Origin of the sequence: Enterococcus sp. E5-162, from assembly GCF_035725965.1 — a bacterium.
Lineage (GTDB): Bacteria > Bacillota > Bacilli > Lactobacillales > Enterococcaceae > Enterococcus_B > Enterococcus_B lactis.
In genome coordinates this window covers 28502-46983 of the sequence record NZ_JAPRFV010000005.1, presented here as the reverse complement: position 1 = coordinate 46983, position 18482 = coordinate 28502, and the positions used below count along the sequence as shown (strand labels likewise).

The 18482-nt window shown below is 34.3% G+C and carries 15 protein-coding genes; 2 read left to right on the top strand and 13 right to left on the bottom strand.

All coding sequences use genetic code 11. The annotated features are described in order from the left end of the window. Window positions 1–70: 70 nt before the first annotated feature. From msrA to OZZ83_RS06520, 3 genes are all read right to left on the bottom strand, one after another. Window positions 71–874, bottom strand: a complete 804-nt coding sequence (gene msrA, locus OZZ83_RS06530; protein ID WP_002310626.1) for a peptide-methionine (S)-S-oxide reductase MsrA — start codon at window positions 872–874, stop codon at window positions 71–73. Between the two features lie 174 nt (window positions 875–1048). Further along, window positions 1049–2434, bottom strand: coding sequence for a 6-pyruvoyl-tetrahydropterin synthase-related protein (locus tag OZZ83_RS06525; RefSeq protein WP_278023661.1), 1386 nt, complete (start codon window positions 2432–2434; stop codon window positions 1049–1051). A gap of 234 nt (window positions 2435–2668) precedes the next feature. Then, a complete protein-coding gene (locus tag OZZ83_RS06520; protein WP_002294724.1) occupies window positions 2669–4357 on the bottom strand; it encodes a membrane protein in 1689 nt (562 codons plus the stop codon). Window positions 4358–4502: 145 nt separating this feature from the next. On the opposite strand from OZZ83_RS06520, the gene OZZ83_RS06515 reads away from it, so the two are divergent. Beyond that, window positions 4503–6140 carry a membrane protein gene (locus tag OZZ83_RS06515; RefSeq protein WP_002297448.1) on the top strand — a complete coding sequence of 546 codons (1638 nt, stop codon included), beginning with the start codon at window positions 4503–4505 and terminating at the stop codon, window positions 6138–6140. Window positions 6141–6284: 144 nt separating this feature from the next. Here OZZ83_RS06515 and truA read toward each other — a convergent pair whose 3' ends face one another. Next, entirely contained in the window at window positions 6285–7025 is a 741-nt protein-coding gene (gene truA / locus OZZ83_RS06510; protein ID WP_278023659.1) for a tRNA pseudouridine(38-40) synthase TruA, read from the bottom strand. A gap of 194 nt (window positions 7026–7219) precedes the next feature. Between truA and OZZ83_RS06505 the strand changes: the two genes are divergently transcribed. Continuing rightward, entirely contained in the window at window positions 7220–9940 is a 2721-nt protein-coding gene (locus tag OZZ83_RS06505; RefSeq protein WP_119364766.1) for a YfhO family protein, read from the top strand. 134 nt (window positions 9941–10074) lie between these two features. Here the strand turns inward: OZZ83_RS06505 and OZZ83_RS06500 are convergent, their stop codons facing one another. From OZZ83_RS06500 to OZZ83_RS06460, 9 genes are all read right to left on the bottom strand, one after another. Further along, a complete protein-coding gene (locus tag OZZ83_RS06500) occupies window positions 10075–10815 on the bottom strand; it encodes a sugar isomerase domain-containing protein (RefSeq protein WP_002348344.1) in 741 nt (246 codons plus the stop codon). Continuing rightward, entirely contained in the window at window positions 10816–12066 is a 1251-nt protein-coding gene (locus OZZ83_RS06495) for a PTS ascorbate transporter subunit IIC (protein WP_002335157.1), read from the bottom strand. A 4-nt stretch (window positions 12067–12070) separates the two neighbouring features. After that, the gene (locus OZZ83_RS06490; protein WP_002292323.1) at window positions 12071–12352 is read right to left on the bottom strand and encodes a PTS sugar transporter subunit IIB; all 282 of its coding nucleotides are present in this window, start codon (window positions 12350–12352) and stop codon (window positions 12071–12073) included. Between the two features lie 12 nt (window positions 12353–12364). Continuing rightward, window positions 12365–12796, bottom strand: a complete 432-nt coding sequence (locus OZZ83_RS06485) for a PTS sugar transporter subunit IIA (protein WP_325066026.1) — start codon at window positions 12794–12796, stop codon at window positions 12365–12367. Further along, entirely contained in the window at window positions 12793–14433 is a 1641-nt protein-coding gene (locus tag OZZ83_RS06480) for a BglG family transcription antiterminator (protein WP_002330726.1), read from the bottom strand. The genes OZZ83_RS06485 and OZZ83_RS06480 overlap by 4 nt, the downstream gene beginning before the upstream one ends. A gap of 219 nt (window positions 14434–14652) precedes the next feature. Next, the gene (locus tag OZZ83_RS06475; RefSeq protein WP_002330725.1) at window positions 14653–15288 is read right to left on the bottom strand and encodes a DUF998 domain-containing protein; all 636 of its coding nucleotides are present in this window, start codon (window positions 15286–15288) and stop codon (window positions 14653–14655) included. 151 nt (window positions 15289–15439) lie between these two features. Continuing rightward, complete coding sequence (sstT, locus tag OZZ83_RS06470) at window positions 15440–16660, bottom strand: serine/threonine transporter SstT (protein ID WP_002312678.1); 1221 nt, start codon at window positions 16658–16660, stop codon at window positions 15440–15442. 335 nt (window positions 16661–16995) lie between these two features. Further along, window positions 16996–17691: a DUF4767 domain-containing protein gene (locus OZZ83_RS06465; RefSeq protein ID WP_002344641.1), complete on the bottom strand. Its 696-nt coding sequence runs from the start codon at window positions 17689–17691 to the stop codon at window positions 16996–16998. Between the two features lie 244 nt (window positions 17692–17935). Then, the gene (locus OZZ83_RS06460) at window positions 17936–18478 is read right to left on the bottom strand and encodes a ferritin-like domain-containing protein (RefSeq protein WP_002310614.1); all 543 of its coding nucleotides are present in this window, start codon (window positions 18476–18478) and stop codon (window positions 17936–17938) included. Between the last annotated feature and the right edge of the window lie 4 nt (window positions 18479–18482).

The window sequence follows — 18482 nt, the reverse complement described above, 5'->3', positions numbered from 1 at the left end:
TTATTCTGCTTTTAGTTTACTACATTTTAAAGAAAAGGAGTTAGTCAAAATGATTTTTTCTTGTATTTTTTTACCATTTGTTTTTTATTCGTTGATAAATCAGAAATTGCTTACGTGCTTGCTGAATTTTTTTATAGCGTTTCGGTTGTTTTTTGTAAAATTGCTGATGATAATTTTCTGCTGGCCAAAACGTACTAGCTGGTTCAATTTTTGTGACGATTGGTTGGTGGAACGTTCCTGAACTGACTAGTTCCTGTTTCGATTGCTCCGCTAATTCTTTCTGACGTTCGTCTTGATAAAAAATCACCGGACGGTATTGCTTCCCTCTATCTTGAAATTGTCCAAAGGCATCTGTGGGATCAGTTATTTGCCAATAGATTGTCAATAAATCGCTATAACTTATCTCTCTCGTATCATAAATGATCTCCACAGCTTCCATGTGACCTGTGTAGCCACCGCTCACTTGATCATAATTTGGTTTTTCAACATGTCCGCCCGTGTATCCTGACAAAACAGATAGGATCCCTTTTTTCGATTCAAACGGCTCGACCATGCACCAGAAACATCCCCCTGCAAATACTGCACGTTCTTGATAGTCAGCATCTTGCATAGCATGCTTGGAAAAGTCATATTTTTGCTGCGTGTCAAATCCTTCTGTAAGCAATAAATAAAAATCCATTACATCAGGCGTTAGGTTCATCCGGATAGCTAATGGACGTAGTGTTGCTTCTAGTTTCGATAACTGTTCTTTAACGGATGTATTTTCTCTTATGTCATTCTTTGTCTGGATCAATACTTTTCGTTCCCAATCTCGTGTATTCGGATTTAAAATCAGATTATAAAGAGTTTGAATGAATACTTGTTCCTTATCCATAGACTCTCCTCCTTTCCGAAGAAGACAAGCTAGTGACTTTAGCTGTAATTTATCATAAAGTGAGGAAATAAGCGATTACTTCATCCCCCTACAGATTTTTCGTATAAAAAAGAGAGAATCCTTATCGACAGATTCTCCTTTTTAATCAATTTATTTTATAAATGAAAAGTTAATTTACCTTTTATGGAAAATTATTTTAAAAAATAAACATAAATATGCAGTTAATGTAACAAGATAAGAAATAATAGTCGTTACTGTATAATTTGTGCTTACTTTAATATCAGCAACTCCTTTGACTCCGCTTATTTGTACCAATCCATTAGCATTCACCTGCTCCTTTACAGGTTGATGATTTATTTCTACATTCGTTCCTAAATAAGCATATACAGGAAGTGTGATTACTTGGCTCTTCTCATTAGTTACTCTATATATGATAGAACTACCAGTTGTTTTATAAGGAAGGTTTACCCATTGACTGCCAATCTTTGCTTCGTGTTTTATTATATGCTCCTTATTCTCCAATGAAGCGATAGGAGAATAATCATATAAAAAATAATCCATTCCTTTAGTGGTATACGCCTCTACTGTTTCTTTGTTTACAACAATATGTCCCGGCTGAGAAATTATTTTTTGATTGAAATTTTTTTTACTAGAAACAGTTAAAGTGATTAATAACAAAACAGTCATAAATAAATAAAATAGTTCTCTTGTCTTATTGTATCTTCTATTTTTGAAAAATATCATCGTTAATATCAGAGAAGAGAATATTATTTGCAAACTTAAGATCCGCCAAGGAAATTGTAACAATTTGGCTGGCGTATTTTGCAGAAGATACCATGGCACCAAACTAGTTGTAGCTAGCCAAGTCAAACACGTACCATAATAAATCTTTTTTTCTATGTTTGTTAATTTTTTAAATAAAATCAGGGGAATACATAAAGATAACAGACCAACTAGTCCCATTGAGTAAGTAGTTAAGTCGTTGTTCATAGCTTCAGTCAGACTATCGAACACATTAGATGCATGAGCATATAAATTTGTCACGCTAGGTTTGTTGATTTTTTGGTAGAGCATTTGTTCAAACATCGGATACCAAAAAGCACTCGTCAGAACCAATGTCATTCCTGCCGCACTAAATAATTTTTTAAATATAGCAATAAAATCTGCATTCTTGAAACCTTTAGAAACCAAACGAATAAAAATAAAAATGATAATTAATGCTGTACTCATTAATGTTGATAGTACATGGCTGTACACTAGCAAACTCATACTCAATGCTAGCTTTACAGACGGATACTTTTCTTCTTTTCCAGAGATGATTTGATAAGCATAAAATAATACAGGGATAACAAGTGTTATTGCGATAGCTTCGGCAATTGCGGAACGATAGTAGATGTCTACTGTCCGATAAGCAGAGAAAATATAGAGACAACTAAATAAAAATGCCGCTTTTTTTGTTTTAAAAACCGCTCGCCATAATGATAAGCTACGAGTGTTGTGCACAAGTTCAATAACCAAACGTAAATAATATAGCTTACAATCAAATTTTTTGTCATCCAATATAACATTACAGCTGGAAAAAAAGTCAGAAAGGGATAAAAATAATTTACACCATATCCAGTATAATTGAATGTCTCATAATTAATCGGACTGGTAAAAATAGTCGATAGCCCCTTGATTCGAGATAAGTGAAAAGAAAGATCTCCAGTGGTATAAATACTCTGTGTATTTTTGAAAAAGATGAAAGAATATATACTACTAACTATAATTAATCCACTCAATATTACTACTTTTTTATTTATTTTCATTCTTCTTGTTTATCTCCTTTTTAGTAACATATCGAGAATCTTTCAACTTATTAGGTGCAAATCGTTTAAAACTTGAATACACCACTAAACAATAAGTCAGAATACTAATCCATAAAGCCATGAGAGCAGTTGGAGTATATTTTGTTGTAATTTCTATCTTATTTTCTCCAGCATTTACATCCACATTCACTAAGCCATGTTTTTTATAAGAGTCATTTACGACTTTACCGTTTACTTTTACCTGTGTACCTAAATAAGCATATACTGGTACTGTCACTTTTTGCTTTTTGTTGCTTGCCACTGTGTAAGTAATGTTATTATCTGCAGCTTTATACTTCCCTTTTTCCCACGATTCTCCTACTTTTACTTCATGTTTTTCTAAGTGAGGCCTTTCTTTTATCGCTTCTGTTGGGGCGTAATCGTATAATCCTCCCATATCTGATGTTGTATAACGTGGGAGTGTTTCTTCATTGATAACAATATGACCGTGTTTTGATTGGATAACTTTTGCGTAATTTTCTTTTGCTGCTATAGACGTGACGAGTAGAAACACCACAGTAGCGCCAATGATTAACCATGAATATTTTTTATTCATAGTCTTTTTCATAAAAACAAGCGTTATGATCATTGAAGAAAAAAAGATTTGGATACCTAAGATACGCCAAGGAAACTGGAGCAAGCTTATCGGTGTTTTTTGAAACAAAAACCATGGAAATAAATTAGTTACGCATACCCATGTAGAAACTACGCCAACATAGATGATTTTTTCTTTTTTCTCCATTTCTTTCAGTATGAATAAAGGAAAAATCAACGCAACCAATCCTAATAACCCCATAGTGTATGTTGTAATATCGTTATTTAACGCTTGAATGATACTATCTGAAATAGAAAGTGCTTCTAGCTGCAAATCTGTTTTGAAGGGACTGTGTATTTCTTGATAATTCATCTGCTGCAACATAGGATACCAAAAATAGCTAGTTAATGCACAAGTCAAAAAAACAGCCTTTACTAAATTCACGACCACAAATTTTATATCGTTTTTTATTTGCTTGCTTAAAAACAAACGAACTATAATCATACAAGCAATCAATGCACTACACAATAGTGTAGTTAAGACATGAGTATACACAAGTAGACTTATACTGACAGATAAAGCGATGACTTTTTTTTCTCTATTGAATATCAATCCATAAGCATAATATAAAACAGCTGGGATAATCGTAAGAGCGATTGCTTCTGCAATTGCGGATCGATAATAGATATCAACTGTTCGATAAGTTGCAAAAGTATATAAACAACTAAATAAAAAAGCAGCATCTATCTTTTTAAAAAACTTTTCTCCATAATAAAAACTAATCAGAATCGTACAAATATTTAATAACCAAATATATAGAACATAACTTAATATTAAGTTATTTGAAATTCCATAAAAAACGACTGCAGGAATTATTGTAAGAAAAGGATAAAAATAGTTCAGTCCATCTCCATAATTGTTAAATGTTGTATAGTTGATTGGCCCTTCAAAAATAGAAGATAACCCTTTGATTCGTGAAAGATGAAAAGATAAATCACCTGTTGTATAAATTTCTTGGGCATTTCTCATAAAATTTACTGAATATAAAGTACTAAGTAAGATAAGAACTACTAAAAGAAATGCTTTTTTACTTATTTTCATAGATTTGTTGTTCTCCTTTTTTAATTCTATTTTCAGTATACTAGAATTGTCTTTTTTTAATAAGCTTTGCGTTAAATTTTTCATAGCACTAGTATGATATACTAGAAAAGAATCAATTTTTATTACTTTTAAATAGGAGAAAAAAATGAAAAAAAACAAAAACCAAATAATAGATATCATTTTTATGTTATTTCTAAGTTTTGCTTACGTCATCCCTCTATTCATGTCTAAGGGAATCTATCATAGTGTCAATCAGGATACTTACTTTCATTTATCTCGAATCATAGGACTAGATAATGTATGGAGTTCTCCAGTAAACTTCAATAACTTCGATCATCATGGAACAATGATGAATATTTTTTATCCATGGCTTACTCTTTATCCAGCTTTTTTATTTTATAAAATGATGGGAAATCTTGTTTTAGGTTATAATATCTACTATTTTTTTATCACTTTTTTAACAATGGTCGTTTCTTATTTTTCTATGAAACAAATAAAAAACAATCGTTATATTTCGCTGTTATTTTCGATTATTTATACATTTTCCGCCTATCGTGCCATTGACATATTCCATCGTGCTTCATTGGGAGAAGCTGTCGCTTTAACATTTTTGCCTTTGATACTAATGGGGTGTTACGAAATTTATATTAGAGATTACCAAAAATGGTACTGGTTGTCTATTGGCATGACGCTAGTAGTGTATACTCATTTACTTTCTGTCGCTATGGTTTCTGTATTTATTGGAGGAACGTTGTTTCTTTCTTTTTATTTTTGGGACCAAAAAATCGCTAGACTCTTAAGTCTTTTAAAAGCTACCGCCCTCACCTTTTTTTTAAGTGCGGGATTCTTAATTCCTTTTATTCAACAATCTAGAGCACAAGAATTGAAAGTCCCACTGGGAAAAGAATTAAGTGGTATGGCTCCTAGTGATATGCTGACACATATTTTAAATAATAACTATAACAACTATACTATTGGATTATTCTTATTTCTCGGATTGATTGGTGCTTTTATTTTTATAAAAAAATTAACTGCTGATGATTTATTTATTTTCTTTCTTGGTGTATTTGTTCTTTTTTGTTCAACCAATTTATTTCCTTGGCAACTTTTTAACCATACACCAGTTAAGAGTCTACAATTTGTCTGGCGGTTAAATGGTTTTTCTTCTTTATTTATAGCCTATACGATGAGTATAGTGATCTATTATATTTTTTCTACTAAAAATAATTCATGGAAAATAATGGTCTTTACGTTTCTTGCACTAATATTGCATCTCTCAGGAGTAAGCAATTCTATCCATGCTAACAAAGATTCATTAACACTTATAGCACCTGAAGACGCTGTTGCTATAGCTGAAAATTACAATCATACTGATTATGCAAACAAAGAGTCAATCTATCATCCTGATATGATTAATAATGATCAATATTTACTAGGTAACCAGGAAATAAATCCAACAACTCATTTTATGAGTAACAAACTTACAATTGAATTAGATAATTCGAATAATAAAAATACTGTCTTGACGACACCTATTTATCGTTATAAAGGGCAAGTGGCTTCTATTAATGGCAAACTAGTACAAACAAAATTATCTAAGTTTGGCACAACTGAATTAACTATTCCTCCAGGTATAAATAAAGTCGTTATTACTTATCAGTACACAAAACTAGCAATTGCTTCAAGATATTTATCTATCGTTACTTTGATTTTATTTTTACTTTATCGATTTACTTTTTCTAAACAAAAACAACCGAGAAGAGAAGTACAACATTCTCACTAGATTTTTATTTAAGAAAGACTTTTTAGCTGTACACATAAACAGGCTAAAAAGTCTTTTTTTATATTTCTTTAATTTGCTTCATACATTATTTAACATCGATATTTATACTGTGAAACATGCGTTTCATCCATTATCAAAGTATTTTTATCGATAATAAACTTCATCCAAAAACAGACCTTGTGCAGGGACGGTTTCTCCTGCATGTTGCCGCACTTTGCTTTCGAATATTTCATCGATTGTTTCTATCGGCATGGCACCTGTACCGATTTCTAGTAATGTTCCCATGATGATTCGCACCATTTTATATAGAAATCCGTCTCCGACAAAAGTAAAATGAAGCATTTCTCCCTTACGTTCGATAGATAATTCATCAATCGTACGTACCGTAGATTTTTTTGATTTTTTCAATGCAGAAAAACCAATGAAATCATGTGTACCCATCAATTTTTCGCAAGCTGCATTCAGCTTATCCATATCCAACTCTTGAGGAAAATAAAAGCTGTGGTTTCGTTCAAATGCTGAAGGAATCACGTTGTTCCAAACATAATAGCTGTATTTTTTGCCCACCGCATTATATCTTGCATGGAAGCGCTCAGGCATCTCTTCGATTCTTTTGATGACAATATCTCGCGGAAGGTAACGATTCATAAAGTCGATCATTTCTGACAGCTCAATTTCTGTGTTTGTTTTGAAATTTGCCACTTGTCCTCGCGCATGCGTGCCGGCGTCTGTTCTTCCTGATCCAATAATTTCTATCTCTTCATTTGTCATCTGATGCAACACTTTTTCGATTTTCCCTTGGATGGTTTTATCGTCATCTCCAAGTCTTTGCCAGCCTGAATATCTTTTTCCGTCATATTCGATTGTCAACTTGATGTTTCTCATATTTATTTAACTCCTTTATGATCAGTTACAATTTATTTGCTTCATGAGTATAACATAATCTAAATAGCGTAGCTTGCAAACTATTGATGTCCCCTTGATTTTCAGATACTCATTTTAAAATAATGCTAGTTTTCCTAATTCTCATTGTCTATACTTGATATATATTCTTTAATCTATTATCGGAGGAACTTGTTTTGAAAAAACTGTTAAAAAAAGATGCTTTCACTTACTATTCTATTTTAAGCATCTGCTTATGGGTCGTTATCGTTAGTCTTTATATGTGGTGGCCTATTGCTGGAAAAGCCCCTGTTGAGCTATGGGATGGTCAATCCCAACACTTTGTTTCATTTGTTTATTTTGGCGAATATATTCGGGAAATAATCAAAAATATTTTGATTGATCATAACTTTTCTATCTCAACTTATGATTTTAGTATTGGTTATGGTCAAGATATTTTAGGAACATTACATTACTATATCATTGGTGATCCGTTTTCACTATTAGCAGTATTTGCTAAACCAAAGTATGCAGAATTTGCCTTTTCATTAGCAATCATGTTACGCATTTTCTTTTCCGGAATCTCTATATCGATCTTTCTTCGATATAAGAAAATGGCCAACTATCAAACTTTTATCGCCACATTCATTTATGTATTCTCTGGTTTCGTACTAAGTTCTGCTTGGAAACACCCTTACTTCATCAATCCGATGATTTATCTACCATTGCTATGTTTGGGGCTTGAGTATATCTTCGAGAAAAGAGGATATAAACTCTTTACGTTTATGATTTTCATTTCTGTTATCAGCAACTTTTATTTCTTTTATATGCTTTCTATCTTAATCTTTTTATACGCTGTTTACAGATATTTTGAACTTTATACTTTAAAGGACTATAAAGTGTTGTTTTCTCTTTTATTCAAATCTATTGGTAGTTACGTATTAGGAATAATGATGGGCTCCGTTATTTTCATTCCCGTAATTAATCAATTTTTCAATGCTGGACGTGGGGAGATTCATTCAACGCTCTTACCTTTTTACACGAAATCATTTTATTTGAATTTTGTGAAAAACTTTATTTCACCAGTTTACGGAGGAGAAGCCTCAACTGTCACAGCCTTTTTCCCAATCATCGTTTTTGTATTATCCGTTATTTTATATCGTTCTAAGCAAAAAAATAATTTTGCAAGACTTGATCTTTTAGCCATTAGCTTGTTGACTATTTTTTTATTCTTTCCATTTTTTGGTAGTCTTTTCAACGGATTCTCTTATAGCACGAATCGTTGGATGTTTGGTTATGCATTCTTTTGGGCTTTTCTAACAGCAAAATACTTACCTGTTTTAGTTGAATCCGCAACTGATTTATCAAAAAGAAAACGGTTTGTGCATATTTCTTTTATTGTTTTCTTTTTCTTTATCCTTTTCACTTTTGCAAACTATAAGCGAGATGTACCGCCTTATATCGGTTTGATCTTCCTGTTGCTCTATTCAACTATCTTTTTATTGTTTGCTAATTCGAAAAAAACAAAAATCGCGTTGAGTATACTGGTATTTTTGAATGCTCTAGTTTATGGAGCCTTTCAAACAAATATCAAAATCAATCCCCTTATCATTAACAGTTATACTGATAAAAATATCGTAGAAAATGATTATTGGGCACCAAAAAGTTCAGCTATCTCAGATATTATCAATAAAGATACTGACTGGTCTCGGTATGAATTGTCTAAAACTGGAAATCCTCGTTCCGAAGAAAACAATGCTTTGTTAAGGGGAATAAATAGTACGAATTTTTATTTTAGTTTAGCAAATAAAAATATTTTTTCCTTCAATCAGTCTATTGAGAACAATATCAACAGTGACTATGAATATTATGGGCTAGATAGTCGTGCAGAATTAGGCACTTTAGCAAATAGCAAATATTACGCAAAACTAAAAACTGACACTAATCAAGATATTCCTTTTGGTTATACTTATTTACAAACAATCAATAAAAATGGTCAAGATGTAGAAATCTATCAGAATACAAATTTCCTACCTTTTGGCTATACGTACGATTCCTATATCAAACAAAATGATACTCAAACTAGTTCATTAGCTATTATGGATAGTATGACAAAAAGTGTTATTATAAATAAAGATATCTCTGGTCTAAAGAAAAATCAGATGACCGATAAAGGAATCAAAAAACTGAACGATCATATTCAGCAAACGGATGGAGTAGAGATAAAAGGATATCAGTATATCGTTTCTAAGAACAATGCAACTGTTACGTTCTCTGTAGACGCTCCATCTGAATTGACAAATAATTATTTGTTTCTACGGTTTAAGGGAATAAATTATCCTAATACACAACCAGGATTATTTCTTCCAACTGAGACTGCCACGTATTTAAAAGTAACTTATGGACAACTGTCAAAAGAGTTTAATTTTCGAAATCAATATCAAGGATGGTACGTAGGGATCAAAAATTCCTTACTTAATTTAGGGGCAGTGCAACCTAATCAAACTATTCAAGTCAGCTTTAGAAATCAAGGAGTCTATACATTTGATTCTATTGAGTTATATACGCGTGACTATAGTCAATTAAGTACGGAAATAGCTAAATTAAGGGAAAACACACTTCAGAATGTCCATTTTTCGGCAAATGAAGTATCTGGTGAACTAAATCTGGAAAAAGAAAAATTGCTTTTATTAACCATCCCTTATGAAAAAGGATGGACTGCTTATGATAACGGAAAGAAAATACCAATTATCCAATCGAATTATATGTATACAGGATTACTCCTCAATCCAGGTAATCATCAAATCAAACTGATCTATCATACACCTGGTTTAACGACAGGTTGGATACTCACTATCGTTGGATGGATCATCTTCTTATTCACTATTATCTTGAAAAACCGATTTTCTTTTAAATAATTCAAGAAATTTGGGTTTATTTCCGAAAGATATTTCTGGAACACCCTTTGTTCGAAATAAGGGACTGTGACAATACTTTTGTCGCAGCCCTTTTTATTTCACTTATATTCTAAAAGATAAATTGCCATTATGAATTACATGAATTCATAATGAATCACTTCTTTATATTCCTCATATAATTCCGCGTTTCGCAGATCGCCCCCATCTAAATTCGCCGAATAAAATATAGGAGGATGTTTTATCCCATTTGCAATAAGCTGTTCGCAAACTTCCACGATGATCGTATTGAGGATGGCTGCACCGATTACAGTAGAGGAAGGACCGGCTTTTTGTACGATACCTGTCAGCTCACAGCAAGCATCTCCTATCTCCCCATGGTTATCGATAACTATATCAGAAACCTCAAACAATCGTTTCCCTGATGAATGACGACTAGTCACCGATCGTGAATATTGGACATTCGTCAAACTAATGATTTTTACGCCCTTCGCTTTTGCAGCTAACGCTAAATCAATAATGATTGGGTTTCTTCCCGATACTGAGTGAAGGATCAATACATCTTGATTTTTAAATGAAACTGTTTTTGCTAAATTCGTTCCATATCCTTCTAAACGTTCCATTTGACTGGTAAAGGTAATAGGGGAACGATCTAGCATCACTTCTCGTCCAAAGATAGCATTGATGGTCATCATCCCACCTGCCCGATAATACATCTCTTCCGCTAAGATACCAGCATGACTAGCACCAAAAATATAGACCGAACGTTTTTGCAGATTCGCTTGGGTCAATACATCGATTGCTTCTTTGATTGACTTTTTTTCTTCCTTTTCAACCAAATCTAATAACTGTTTGATTTTATCCATATATTTGAACATCTAGAACCCTCCAAACAAACCGCTAAATCCTCTACCGATCATTCCCCATAACGACAAATCGTTTCCGCCGAAAATCAATATCCAGCTTTGGATCGTCGTACTAAAAACAATAGCTGAAAAACCAGCTAATACGACCATGACAAATGAAGCTGCGATTGTTCCGACAACCGCTCCACGAAAGCCACCTTGACCTTCACCGATGACTGCTGCACCACCACATTCAAAGAAACTTGTGATTACTAATGGCACAAGCAACACGCCGAATAGATGGAATGAATTCGCCAAAACAACTAAAATCGTAGAAGTGATCATTGCCACGATAAAACCGATAATTACTGCATTTGGTCGATAATTGAATAAAATAGGCACATCAAATGCTGGTTTCGCTCCCGGTACGACTTTTTCTGCAATCCCTTGAAACGCTGGAATGATTTGATTGATCAGTAGTCGGACACCATATAGCATAATGAGTAGTCCTGCACCAAAATTCAACCCTGCTTCAATCGAAAACATCAGGAGATTATCCCCTTCTGGTATCAAAACAGGTGCGATGATCCCAACTACGGTATTCATCAAGAACATGACTAGTGCACCTGTAATTGAGATTTCTCGGAAAAATGAAAGATTCTCAGGTACTTTGATATCTTCTGTCGATTTTTCTTTATTTCCTACTCGTTTTGCTACAAATCCTGAAACTAAAGACAAAACACCCGTTGGATGACCAATCAGGAAAGAATCATCTCCCGTAGCATCCCAGACATATTTGCGCATGATCCACGGCATGAAAGACCAATAACAAGCCGATAAAATCCCGCTGATTCCAATCAATGCTCCCCCTGACAGTCCTGCTTCCACACCAGCTGCTACAAATACGAAAGGAAACCACCAAAGCATATGACCTGTTAAAAAGATCGTCTTCACAGGTGTAAACCGAGCAATCAATAAATGGATAACTAATCCTAAAAACATAGCTAATCCGACCGTTCCGCCATATTCTGCAGTAAACGTCACATCAGATAGTCCTTCTGTCACTTCTACACCCAACTGTGTTTGGACAGCTACATTGATTGGAGAAATCGTTCCGACCAGCATATTGACTCCGGCGGTCAAAGCAACCATACCAAATGCAGCGGTCAAAGCTCCCTTAATCGTTTCTGAAAATGATTTTCGCTGGATGATCAGCCCGAGCATCGCAATCAAACCTAACAAGACGGGCGGATTCTTCAAGATGTGTTCACTAATGAAATTCATTCTTTTATTCCCCCTTATCAGCTAGATATTGTTCCAATTGCGCCTTTATTTCTGAAGTATCCATATACTTTTTAATAGGATAAACAGGCGCTTTTACAGAAGCTTTTAGTTCTGGAAGTAATTCATGACTTGTAAAATAAACATCTGCCATCGTTGCTTTGGCAGTGGATAAATCTGTATTTTCCACTGTCGCCTTTAAACCAAGCTCCTTAATTACTTTATCAAGAGACATTTTCAAAACCATAGAACTCCCCACACCAAATCCACATACTGCTAAAATTTTCATTTTTCTTCCTCCTTATACAAATAACTGAATGATCGTTTCTTTATTTCCTGATAAAATCGTTTGATATTTTTCATTGTCCATAAATATTTCCATGATATCTTTCAATCTCTCCAGATGGCTTTCGTGGTTTTTGGCAGCTAAAACCAAAAAAATATGGACTGGTTTCCCTTTCATATCTACGGCATCTTTTACGACTAAAAGACTCATACTTTGCTCGTTTACTCCAAGACCTGGTTTTGCGTGCATCAGCGCAAAATAATCAGCCAACACCATATATGGTCCATTTTCCTCTACACTTCTGATCATGTTTTCTAAATACGTATGCGTTATCATTTTGTTTTTTAATAATGGATTGCTAGCGATTTCGACTGCTTTCATCCAATTTTCAGCCGTTTCTATTACTTGGATTTGATTTTTCGGCAGCAATTTATTGATAGTACTCATTCTCTGACCTCCAACATTTTTGAAATAAACCAATTTTTATCCTCTATTCCTTGCATGACCATTTTCATCACAGGTTCGACTTCTTTCACATCTTCTTCTCGGATCATTAGCAGAACAACGATATCTGCCTTTTGATATCCCCATGAAAATGGCTTGTCTGCTATCAATACAGCAACCGAAGTTTGTTTAACGACATTAGGATTGCCATGAGGAATAGCAAAACCATTCTCCAAGTATGTTGATTGGATTTCCTCACGCTCAAAAATAGAGTGGAGAAATCGTTGTTTCAAATCTTCATTCTCAAACTGTTGCTGATCAACCAAAAAACGGATAGCAGCTTCTTTTGAATCCAAGTGATCAAAATAGACATTAGAGGAAATAAGATGTTTCACTTTTTCAGATATCGAGCCTTCGATGTTTATTTGTTCGTTATCTATGACCAGATCGATATAATGATTCATGATACGTTTCATATCTCTAGCAGTAACCATTGGAGAAATTCTTACTACTGGTCTAATTTGCTTAGGTATATCGACAGTGGAGATAATCAAATCTACGTCAAACAAATCTAGTCTGTTCAATTTATCGACAGATGCTGTTTCGATACTATCGATATCAGGTAAGATTCTTCTGATTTTTGCAGAAACAAATGAACTGGTTCCCATGCCATTGGGACATACGAATAAGAGTCTATTTAATCGTTTGACACGCTCGATTGCTGCTTGGAAATGGATAGCTACAAAACCTACTTCATCTTCGGACAAGCTTACTTGATAAGGCCAGCGAAAATCATTTAACGCAAACCAGACAACACCATACAAAGAAGGATAATTTTGTTTTATCTCATCTATCAAAGGATTTACGATGGTCGTTTGAGCCTCAATACGTAAAAGCAGCTGATACAGATGTACAAGCAGATCTTCTTCTAAACGACTATCTTGGGTAAGATCTATCTGAATGCCTCTACTCACTTTTTGGATCAATTGCCGGATTTTTTCTCGAAATACCAAAGGGATCGTTTCATTTTTCATGAAAAAGCGTAAACCACTTCCCACAATAACATAAGTCAAATACTGTACTTCTTCTTGCGAAAATTGGTAAATACGCTGTTCCTCTAACTGATGCAGCAATTCACAAACGAGGGGATATTTATTGAATTCTAAAAAATACTTTCCATATTGATTTTTACCTTTTAAGCTGATTTTCTTCCCTTCTCTTGAACGCTGAATCATCAATAAGATCGAAACGATGATACTTGAAAAGTAGCTTTCTGGTATCTCAATTTGCTTGTCTGCAATGCTCTCGCGAAAAGATCGTTCGACTGTTTCTAGAAGCTTTCGATCCACTATTTCTCTTACGATCTCCAATTCATCAAAATGATTCAGGATCATACGCTTCAGTACCTTCTGAACCTGTATTTCATTTCCTTCAAAATATGTCCCGAAACGATCAAAACTGAGATTCAACCCTTCTTTCGCAAATACATATTTGATGTAAGAAATATCATTTGCGATACTGCTTCTGGAAACATAATATTCTTCAGAAAGTTGCTGGTAGCTTACATGCTCGAAATTGGACAGTCTGTTCAGGATCGCTACTCTTCGAAGTTTGCTTTCTTGATATTGTATTACACTCATTTCCATCACCTTCTATATTCACTATAATTTTTTCTTATAAGGAGAACTAGACCAAATAAAAGATTAAAATAACCTGAGAAATCATACACTGCTCTTTCTCAGTTAATATACGCTAAAACAGAAGTTATACAAGAAAATTATGGAACTATATTTCAGAAAAACAAAAAAACAGCCAACGGACGAAATGTCCGCTGACTGTTCAATTTGACGACTCAAGTTTTACTGTTTGAGATGCAAGATACTCAACCAGGCAATGGGCACATAATTAAAGAAAAAACTGATTCTTTGGCAAAATCCTATTTTATTCAGTAATGGCCAAGAATTTATAGAAGGGATTCTTGCCAGACCATAAATCGCCGCAAAAAGCAAACTGATCACAGACAGTCCAAGGTATAAGTGGCTTACGTCCAGTTGCTCATTTTTTCGATAGATCAAGAAAAGAAGAACTGGAAACAATAAAAAACCACTATAACCTAAACCTGATCCGATATTATGAACCCATGTCGAGACATTCCACGAAGATTCATGAGTATTGATACTGAACAAACCTGTAAAAATACAATCACCTATACCATAGAAACCGATAGATGCTGTAACTAAGGTAGCTAACACACGAGATATACTTGCAAATGCAGCATACAACGCAGGCAATGACAGGATGAAAAAAATCCCTGAAACCACTGACCAAATAAGAAACGCCTTTCTTACAGGACTGAAAACCTCTCCAAATACACTGATCACACTCTTCATTTGATCTAATTCAGGATAATACAATCCTAATACGTACGGAGTCAAAAAATCACTCAACACGCCTAATAGTAAAAAGAAAAAACCAAGTTTACGTAAAAAATCCATGATGCGCCTCCAATAACAATTACCTATGCTTTTAATTGTTATTATAAACGACTTTATCTCGATTTAACAGGAACCTCTATTCTACAGGAACATCTATATAACTCATTAAAAATTTGAATCGTCTTAAGGTTCATCCCTAAATATCTAATGTTCAATGTTCATTTAATCCGTCTAATCGATCTTTCAATTTGATTTTTTCTCCACTTCTTTTACGCGCGCCTAATTCTCCTATTGCAGTAAACAACAGATCACTTGACGAATTTAAGGCAGTTTCCATTGAATCTTGGATAACACCGATAATAAATCCGATACCGACGATTTGCATCGCAACATCATTAGAGATACCAAACAAACTACATGCTAGTGGAATCAATAACAGTGAACCGCCCGCAACACCTGAAGCCCCACAAGCAGCTAAAGCAGACAAAATACATAAAAGGACTTTCAAAACAAACGGTGCTTCAATCCCTAAGGAATGTACAGCCGTCAATGACATCACGGAAATGGTAATCGCAGCACCGCCCATATTGATCGTAGCACCTAATGGGATCGATATGGAATAAGACTCTTTCGTCAATTTCAATTTTTCAGCCAGCATCATGTTTATCGGAATATTTGCGGCAGAACTTCGGGTAAAGAAAGCTGGAAGCGCGCTTTCTTTCAAACAAAAGAGAATCAATGGATAGGGGTTTTCTTTAATAAACAAAAACGTGAGGAACGGGTACACAACTAATGCGACAAACAGCATCGTGCCAATCAACACAAGTAAAAGCTGCAGATACTCTGCCAATCCAGCGATTCCAGTCGTGGCAATCGATTGATAAACCAATCCTAAAATCCCTATCGGAGCGAATGCAATAATCACTTGTACGACTTGTGATAATGCTACAGATATTTGATCCACCAATTCTTTTGTCGATTCTGAACGTGATCGAAAAGCTAGACCTAACAACACAGCCCAGAATAAGACACCAAGATAATTCGCATCAATAAGCGATTGAACAGGATTTTGTGTGACATTTGTCAACATCGTAGATAAAACACTTTCCAAATTTTGCGGTGCTTGTTCAGATACTGTTTCTTGTAAAGTAATAGGAACAGTAAAAATTGAACTTATAATCACTGCTACAAGTGCCGAAAGCAATGTTCCTACTAAATATAAGACTAAAATAGGCTTCACAAATGTCTTATTTCCTATTTTATGTTTGGCAATTGAAGCCATCGTCAAGAAAAAAACTAAAAGAGGCGCAATTGCTTTCAAGCAACTGACAAACAACGTCCCCAATATTGAAATAAATGTCCATGTGGGGAAAAAGATACCCAACAATATTCCGACTAAAATACCAACAACAATACGTTGAACTAACGACATATCCAAAAACTTCTCTAACAAATGACCACCCTTTCACAATTTTAACAATCATTGTATCATTTTATCTAAAGAAACTAAAGGTGCAATTTTCTAAAAATTCTAACAATACAATTGGCAATTCATGCTCTTGCAACATTCAGTTTTAGTATTGGAGGGTTTATTCAATCTCTAAAGAAGTCGAGAGAAAACTATTTATCGTTATTATTAAAGTTATCCAAGTAAAACGTAATTAAGATGAAGGATGAAACTGGAAGTTTCATCCTTCATCTTAATTCTTAGACATAGCAATCAATTAATATTTTCCACTGAGTCTCTTCTTTCTCTCACTAATTTACTTACCCATAAACGATTTGATTAAAGCCATTTTTCAATTCATTATTCGCTGTCTCGTTGAAGTAAAGATAATTATCGGGATTCCCCTGATTTTGTTGTGTCACCAATACTTTTGGCTGATTTTGCTGAAACCCGAATAGATAGACGTGCTTTTTCAGATATGGTTCTGTCTCTGCATCGGAATAGACGGCTGTAATTTGATAATCTGCTTGACCTGTCCCACTTTCTGACCATTCTGCAGAAGCAGGCACTCCACCAATAGCCATCTTCCACTCCCCATTCAAAATAGCTTGAGGGACTTTAAGACCATATAAGTCCACACTCATTTGATTCGTATAACTTTTATATTGTTGCCCCATTGTTTGGCCCCATGTGGTCATAAATGCCTCTAATTGTGCGGCTTTGTCTGCATTCCACAGTGTTTGTTCAACTTGTTCGCTGCTTTCTGAAGAGGAAGATGAAGCCTCTAAAGAAGAACTTGAAGTAGATGTTTGAGTCGTTTCAGTCGTTTTGGAAGACTCTGACGAAGTAGAGGTATCTGCTGTTTCTGTACTTGTTGCAGTTGACTTGCTCTCTGTGCTAGTTGTTGTAATAGTTGCAATTGTTTCTTTTGTTGATTCTTTTCTTGGTTCATTCCCGTTGGTACAACCAGCTAACAAAAAAGCTAGGCCCATTGTTAATAAAATCCTCTTTTTCAATTAAAAAAACTCCTTTCGATTACTCCCCCACTTCTTTATTCTATCAAATAAGCAATGTGATTTTATTGATTTTTTGTATTTTCTCATCCATCTTTTAAACCATTTAAAAACTAAGAAGCACCCGCTGATGTCTTATAGACAACATCAGCGGGTGCTTCTTTTTATTTTATTTTTAAGACAAAACGTTGTGTTTTTTTCCTGTTTTTCTCACACTTTATATTTGTATTTGAAGAAACATAGACTTTTAGTCATCATCGTCTTCTTCATCCAAATCTTGTCGGAGAGTTTTTCCTTGGAGTCTTTGTACTTGGTAGATGATTTCTTTATTGAAACTTAAAAGTTCAACAAGCAATTGTTGCAAGCCATACTTTTCTTCTTTTTCAGCTAACTTGATTGCCCGTGTGATAAAGACATTTTGGAAATCGAAATCTTTTGCAAAGTTTTCTAACATTGTTGAGGCTGGTAAATATTTGTTTTGACCATGTTCGTAAATTTTTCCATAACGCATGACTTCTTCTAAAGTAGACGGAACGATTTCATTCTCAATCACTAACTCATGAGAGATTTTATTGAACCATCTCGCTTCTTGATCAGCATATTCCGAAAAAAGGGTACTTAATTCTTGCGAAGATGTACCCAAAACATACAATTGTGCTTGGATCAATTTCATTTCTTCTAATTTAAAATTTGCTAATACATGTCCCACCATGGCGCCAGCAGTTGGTTTATGATGGTCGATATCTGCTTGTTTTGTTTCTTGAGCAAATTTTTCTTCCACTATATTCATTGAT

What these genes read in the sequence shown, in the direction of transcription:
- msrA (WP_002310626.1), bottom strand. Translation starts at nt 874, where the DNA reads ATGGATAAGGAACAAGTATTCATTCAAACTCTTTATAATCTGATTTTA.
- OZZ83_RS06520 (WP_002294724.1), bottom strand. Translation starts at nt 4,357, where the DNA reads ATGAAAATAAGTAAAAAAGCATTTCTTTTAGTAGTTCTTATCTTACTT.
- OZZ83_RS06515 (WP_002297448.1), top strand. Translation starts at nt 4,503, where the DNA reads ATGAAAAAAAACAAAAACCAAATAATAGATATCATTTTTATGTTATTT.
- truA (WP_278023659.1), bottom strand. Translation starts at nt 7,025, where the DNA reads ATGAGAAACATCAAGTTGACAATCGAATATGACGGAAAAAGATATTCA.
- OZZ83_RS06500 (WP_002348344.1), bottom strand. Translation starts at nt 10,815, where the DNA reads ATGTTCAAATATATGGATAAAATCAAACAGTTATTAGATTTGGTTGAA.
- OZZ83_RS06495 (WP_002335157.1), bottom strand. Translation starts at nt 12,066, where the DNA reads ATGAATTTCATTAGTGAACACATCTTGAAGAATCCGCCCGTCTTGTTA.
- OZZ83_RS06490 (WP_002292323.1), bottom strand. Translation starts at nt 12,352, where the DNA reads ATGAAAATTTTAGCAGTATGTGGATTTGGTGTGGGGAGTTCTATGGTT.
- OZZ83_RS06485 (WP_325066026.1), bottom strand. Translation starts at nt 12,796, where the DNA reads ATGAGTACTATCAATAAATTGCTGCCGAAAAATCAAATCCAAGTAATA.
- OZZ83_RS06480 (WP_002330726.1), bottom strand. Translation starts at nt 14,433, where the DNA reads ATGAGTGTAATACAATATCAAGAAAGCAAACTTCGAAGAGTAGCGATC.
- OZZ83_RS06475 (WP_002330725.1), bottom strand. Translation starts at nt 15,288, where the DNA reads ATGGATTTTTTACGTAAACTTGGTTTTTTCTTTTTACTATTAGGCGTG.
- sstT (WP_002312678.1), bottom strand. Translation starts at nt 16,660, where the DNA reads ATGTCGTTAGTTCAACGTATTGTTGTTGGTATTTTAGTCGGAATATTG.
- OZZ83_RS06460 (WP_002310614.1), bottom strand. Translation starts at nt 18,478, where the DNA reads ATGAATATAGTGGAAGAAAAATTTGCTCAAGAAACAAAACAAGCAGAT.